The organism is Bradyrhizobium sp. 14AA, assembly GCF_054185205.1.
Window position 1 is genome coordinate 1 of sequence record NZ_JAVAYM010000211.1, and the last position, 428, is coordinate 428.

General features: G+C 27.3%; 1 protein-coding gene. It reads right to left on the reverse strand.

The genetic code is table 11. The annotated features are described in order from the left end of the window. The coding region (locus RAD15_RS44055; protein ID WP_458184903.1) for a CDP-glycerol glycerophosphotransferase family protein at positions 1-428 on the reverse strand (428 nt) is incomplete at both ends.

The following is a 428-nucleotide window of genomic DNA, read 5'->3' on the forward strand; positions in this document are numbered from 1 at the left end:
TGTTCTTGTATACTTTCACTAACCGTTCCGTTTATCATATTTTCCAAAATATCTTTCGTGCCATCTATATAATCGAACTTATTAAACTCTTCAATCATCTTAGAATAATCAACCTTACTATCTAAATGATCGACTGAATTCATATTTTTTGTCAGATCGTCGATATTATCCACATTAATAAAAGGATACTCATTTATATTGTCATAAACGCCTCTATTATCTAAGTATTCTTCGAAATCATATGTATACAGTATTATAGGTTTCTTTAAATTTAAGTAATCATACATAATAGATGAGTAATCAGTAATTAATGCATCAGTACAAGTTAAAAATTCATAACTCTCTACAGAGTTTGGATATGGCTTAACTTTAGTAAATTCATCTGGAATAATAGTTTTATCAAACGGGTGTAACTTTACAAATAATAC